The 5,045-nt window shown below is 73.5% G+C and carries 3 protein-coding genes and 1 pseudogene; 2 read left to right on the top strand and 2 right to left on the bottom strand.

Annotated elements, in window-relative coordinates; all coding sequences use genetic code 11:
- Window positions 1–279: 279 nt before the first annotated feature.
- Window positions 280–822 carry an NUDIX hydrolase gene (locus tag K6I34_RS31340; protein ID WP_229331245.1) on the bottom strand — a complete coding sequence of 181 codons (543 nt, stop codon included), beginning with the start codon at window positions 820–822 and terminating at the stop codon, window positions 280–282.
- A gap of 307 nt (window positions 823–1,129) precedes the next feature.
- Window positions 1,130–2,013 (bottom strand): annotated as a pseudogene (locus K6I34_RS31335) (DMT family transporter).
- 408 nt (window positions 2,014–2,421) lie between these two features.
- Here K6I34_RS31335 and K6I34_RS31330 point away from each other — a divergent pair.
- Window positions 2,422–3,375: a hypothetical protein gene (locus tag K6I34_RS31330; RefSeq protein ID WP_229331243.1), complete on the top strand. Its 954-nt coding sequence runs from the start codon at window positions 2,422–2,424 to the stop codon at window positions 3,373–3,375.
- A gap of 51 nt (window positions 3,376–3,426) precedes the next feature.
- Window positions 3,427–4,950: an APC family permease gene (locus K6I34_RS31325; protein ID WP_229331241.1), complete on the top strand. Its 1,524-nt coding sequence runs from the start codon at window positions 3,427–3,429 to the stop codon at window positions 4,948–4,950.
- Window positions 4,951–5,045: the final 95 nt, after the last annotated feature.

The following is a 5,045-nucleotide window of genomic DNA, read 5'->3' as shown; positions in this document are numbered from 1 at the left end:
ATCCGTAGGGGGTGGCCCGCGTCCGCTGTCGGCTCTCCGCAGGGGGGCGGTTGTCCCCAGCCGCCGTGTCCCGCTGGGGGCGAAGCCCCCGCCACGGTGCCGAGCGCGCCCCGGATGGTCCGCAGCCGCCGGACGGACATGGGCGACCGAGCTCGTGGGCGGCTTTTAGGGGCGCGGGGAACTGCGCGACCAGCCCCCACCGGGGGCGCACCCGCGCGCGGAGCGCAAGAGGCTACCCGTTAGGCGCAGCGGGGGTCCGGGGACGGCGGCAGCCCCCGGTCACACCTCGCGGGCGCGCAACAGCTGGTACGCCGCCAGGCCATCCGGGACCCACGGCCACTCCCCCAGGCGCGCGGCCAGCTCCCGCTCGGGGAGGAACGTCCACCACGCCACCTCCGACTCCTGCGGGGAGACCGGGCCGTCCCAGCGGACCTCGTAGACCGCCGACCACCAGGTCTGGCGGGGCTCGCCCGGGCGTTCGGGGCCTTCGTAGAGGAAGCGGAAGAGGGGGGTCGGCACGGGGAGGCCGGTGACGCCCAGTTCTTCCTCGGCCTCGCGGAGCGCGGCCGCGTCGTAGGACTCGCCCGCTCCGACGACGCCGCCGACGAACATGTCGTAGTGCGAGGGGAAGACGAGCTTCTGCGCGGTGCGCCGGTGCACGAAGACGCGGCCTTCGGCGTCGCGGACGCGGATGAACGTGCAGCGGTGGCGCAGGCCCCGCGCGTACGCCTCGCCGCGCGGCGCCTGGGCCACGACCCGGTCCTGTTCGTCCACGATGTCCAGCACCTCGTCCGCGGGCTGCGGTTGCGGTTGATCGGTCATGCGGCCATCCAATCCCACCGGCCCCGCCCCCTCCACCAGATGCCGACTATCCGGCGCCCCGTCAGGGGCGCGGGGAACTGCGCGAGCAACCAACGACGACCCGCAGACGCCGGACGGGCAGGGGCGACCGAGCTCGTAGGCGGCATTTAGGGGCGCGGGGAACTGCGCGACCAGCCCCCACCGGGGCCGCAGCCGCAAGACGCAGCGCAAGACGCACCCCGGTAGGCGCAGCGGGAGTCCGGGGACGGCGGCAGCCCCTGGTCACGCCTCCCGGGCGCGCAACAGCCGGTACGCCGCCAGGCATCCGTCAGCGCGGCTGGAGGTCGCGCACGCGGTCCACCTCCGCGCTCCCCGAGGGCATGGCCGGGTGCCGTCCGATCAGCACGATGCCGAGGACGATCGCGGCCAGCCCCGCGGCCTCCCAGGCCAGGGCCCCGGGCGTCGTACGCAGCCGGTCGCCCAGGAAGCCCACGCCGCAGAGGATGCCCGCGAGGGGCTGGGCCGCGGTCAGTGCGGGCAGCGACAGCCGCAGGGGGGCCGTCTCGAAGGCGCTCTGTACGAAGACCAGCGCCGTGACGCCGAGGGCCAGCACCCGTACGGCTGCCAGCTCACCAGGAGCGCGGTCCAGCCGTCCTGCGAGACCCGCTGGCCGCTGAGCCGGGTGAGGGCGTCCTGCAGTCCGTAGAGCAGGCCCGCGGCCGTGCCCAGCAGGGGTGCTTCCACGCTGATACGGACCCGTTTGGAGACCGCCGCGAGGACCAGGGCGATGCCCACCATCAGTCCGACGATCAGCCAGTGCCGCAGCGGGTCGGTGACGGAGTGGCCGCCGTGCGGCTGTCCCGCGACGATGAAGGCGGTCACCCCGCCCGCCAGCAGCCACAGCCCGCCCCAGCCGGTGGCGCCCAGGGGCTGGCTGGTCCGCCAGCGGGAGAGGGCCATGGCGAACAGCAGGTTCGTCGCCAGCAGCGGCTCCACCAGGGAGACCTCGCCCCGCCCGAGCGCGATCGCGCCGAGCACCATTCCGACGATCATCAGGGCGATGCCGGCCAGCCACTCCGGCACCCGGACGAGGTCGAGGAGCAGCCGGAAGGAGAGGAAATCGCTCATCGGGGCCCGCTGTGCCGCGTGCTGCTGGAGGACGAAGCCGATGCCCAGGCAGCACGCCGCGCTCACGGCGAAGGCGAAGACCATGACGTCGCGCACCTCAAGACCATCCGGCCGTAGGGGACTTGACAGAAAAACGATAGCCGCCCCACGGGCGGAGTGACGGTCGAGTACCCGCCTTTCGGGTGCTCGTCACCCTGCGCGTTCCTCCCAACGGGGCAAGGAACGCGCATTCGAAATCCATCACTTATCCACCGCTTCGGTCACCTTTCCACCGTACGCCCGGGCGACCGGGACCGGGGCCCGGAGCACCTCCGACTGAGCGGCCGTCAGTTCCAAGATCACCCTTGACTCGGGGCAGTGACTACCGTTTTGCTGTGCGTGACTGAATATGCGTTAATGCGTGAGTTGACGCGCGTGACGGAAGTGGTTGGCCGTGGGGACGCCGGGCCCGGCGCCCGGAGGGGGACGCAAGCCCGTGGAGGAAGCCCGCCGATGACGCCCCCGCCCTTGGGCCGTCCCCGGAACAAGGACGGGCCCGTCTTCGACCCCGCGCTGGACGACACCGAACTGGCCGGTGCCCGCGACGCCCTGGCCCGCGGCCGCTGGACCGAGGCCCGCGACCTGCTGCACGCGACGGGCGAGGACTGGGACCGCCGCGGCCATCGCCTCGTCGTCCTGGCCGAGGGGCCCGCGAGCAGCGCCTGGGCCCGCGAGTGGCAGCTCGCCGAGCCCGACAGCGCCGACGCGGCGGCCCTGCTCGCCTGTGCCACCGTCTTCCGGGCGATCAGGGGACAGGAGATAGCCGAGGTGGCCCGCGCCGCCTGTCTGACCGCCGCCCGGATGGCGCCCGCCGACCCGACGCCCTGGCTCGGCGTGCTCGTCCTCGCCCGCCGCACCGGCACCGACGACGAGCGGGTCCGCGCCTTCGACCAGGTGCGCGCCCGGCACCCCGAGCACCACCACGCCCACCACCTGATGGCCGCGTGCCTCGCCGAGCACCAGACGGGCGACCACGACGACCCTCTCCACGAGGTCTACGACTTCGCCTCCTGGGCCGCCGAGCAGGCCCCCGCCGACTCGCCGCTGGCCGTGCTCCCCGTCGTCGCCCACGCCGAGCGCTACCGCGTCCTGGCCCGTGCCGGGATCGAGCCGCGCGACCCGGCGCGCTCCGGGCACTGGGCCACCCGCCGCGCCCGGCAGGTGCTCAAGGCCGCCTTCGACTGGTGGCTCGAGTGGGACGTCGACGACGCCACCGCACACCCCCGGCGCAAGGTCGACCTCAACTACCTCGCCCACGCCAAGCTCCACGAGGGCCGCCCCGCCGAGGCCGCCGCCCTGCTCACCCGGATCGGACCGCACGCCACGCACGCCCCCTGGGCGTATCCGGACCGGGACCCGCGGAAGGCGTTCCTGGCGGCGCGCCGCGCCGCGCTCGGCTCGGCCTGACCGCCGCCCCCCATTCGCCCCGCTCATCCTCACGGGAAGGACGTCCCCGCCATGCCGACGGGCACGACGCGCGAGATCAGCACGTTCAAGGGCCAGGAGAGGAGGCTGCGGGCCGACCGGATAGGCTTGGCCGGGCTCCTGCTGTCCGTGGTCGCCGCCAACGCGCCGCTGATGGTGACGGCGGGAGTCATGGCCACCACCTACGGGACGATGGGCATCGTCGGCCAGCCCCTGCTCTTCGTCATCCTCGGAGTGGTGCTCACCCTCTTCAGCTTCGGCTACGCGGAGATGAGCCGTCACGTCCACAACGCCGGGGCCTTCTACGCGTACATCGCGCGCGGTCTCGGCGGCACGGCGGGAGCGGCCGCCTCCGTGGTGGCCCTGGTCGCCTACAGCGCGCTGCAGTTCGGCATCTACGGCATCTTCGGCTTCGAGCTCTCCGGCCTCCTCGACAAGCACCTCGGCGTGAGCGTGGCCTGGTGGGTGCCCGCGTTCGCCGCCGTCCTGGCCGTCGGCGTACTGGGCTGGCTGAAGGTCGACCTCAACGCGAAGGTCCTCGGCGTCCTGCTGCTGATCGAGTGCGTCACGGTCGTCGTCTTCGACGTCGCGGGCCTCGGCAGCCCCGGCCCGGAGGGGCTCTCCTTCCGTGCCTTCGACCCCGCGACCCTCGGCACCGGCGGCCTCGGCACCGCGCTGTGCTTCACCATCGCGGCGTTCGTCGGCTTCGAACAGGCTGCCGTCTACGCCGAGGAGACCAGCCGCCCGCAGGTCGTCGTCGCCCGCGTCACCTTCCTCGCCGTCGGCTTCGTCGCCGCCTTCTTCGCGCTGAGCTCCTGGGTGCTGGGTGTCGCCGCGGGCCCCGGCAAGGTCGTCGGCCTCGCCCGGGAGCAGGGCCCGAACCTCCTCTTCGAGCTGAGCGAGGACCGGCTCGGCGGGGCGTTCGCCGACGTCATGCACGTCTTCTACGTGACCGGCATGTTCGCCGCGCTGCTCAGCTTCCACAACGTCGTCGCCCGCTACGCCTTCGCCATGGGCCGCGAGGGCCTGCTGCCCGCCGCGATGGGCCGGACGACGAAGGGCAGCGGCGCGCCCGCCCACGGCTCGCTGCTGCAGAGCGGTGTGTCGGTCCTCGCCGTGCTGGTCTTCGCGCTCACCGACGACGCGCCCAACGGCGACCCGACCGCCCCCATCGGACGCCTGTTCACCTGGACCGGCAATGTCGGTGCCCTCGGCATCATCGTGCTGATGTCCGCCACGTCCGCCGCCGTCATCGCGTTCTTCATCCGCCGCGGGGCGGCCCGGGCGCAGGCGCCGCGGCTCGTCGCCTCCGGGGCCGCCGGGCTGGCCCTGCTCGTCATCGCCTGCTTCGCCGTCAAGGACTTCGACATGCTGCTCGGCGCCGACCCCGGGTCGTCCCCGCGGTGGATCCTGCCGGGCATCATCGGGGCGGCGGTCGTCGGCGGGATCGTCTTCGGGATCGTCCTCAAGTACGTACGGCCCGGGGTGCACGGGAGTATCGGGCTGGGGAACGAGGCGTTTCAGTTGGAGAAGGCGGCGACGGCTGCCGCCGGGTGAGCTGCCGGGTGCGCCTACTGAGGTGCCTCTTGCGCTGAGCGCGCGACTGCGGGTCCGTCGTGGCTGGTCGCGCCGTTCCCCGCGCCCCTTTGGGG

This window comes from Streptomyces sp. UNOC14_S4 (assembly GCF_020740835.1).
In the GTDB taxonomy this organism is placed as follows: domain Bacteria; phylum Actinomycetota; class Actinomycetes; order Streptomycetales; family Streptomycetaceae; genus Streptomyces.
Note: the sequence above shows the minus strand (reverse complement) of the source record. Positions and strands in the feature narration are given on the sequence as shown.

Excerpts from the sequence above, each read along its gene's own strand:
- K6I34_RS31340 (WP_229331245.1), bottom strand. The coding sequence starts at position 822 with ATGACCGATCAACCGCAACCGCAGCCCGCGGACGAGGTGCTGGACATC.
- K6I34_RS31330 (WP_229331243.1), top strand. The coding sequence starts at position 2,422 with ATGACGCCCCCGCCCTTGGGCCGTCCCCGGAACAAGGACGGGCCCGTC.
- K6I34_RS31325 (WP_229331241.1), top strand. The coding sequence starts at position 3,427 with ATGCCGACGGGCACGACGCGCGAGATCAGCACGTTCAAGGGCCAGGAG.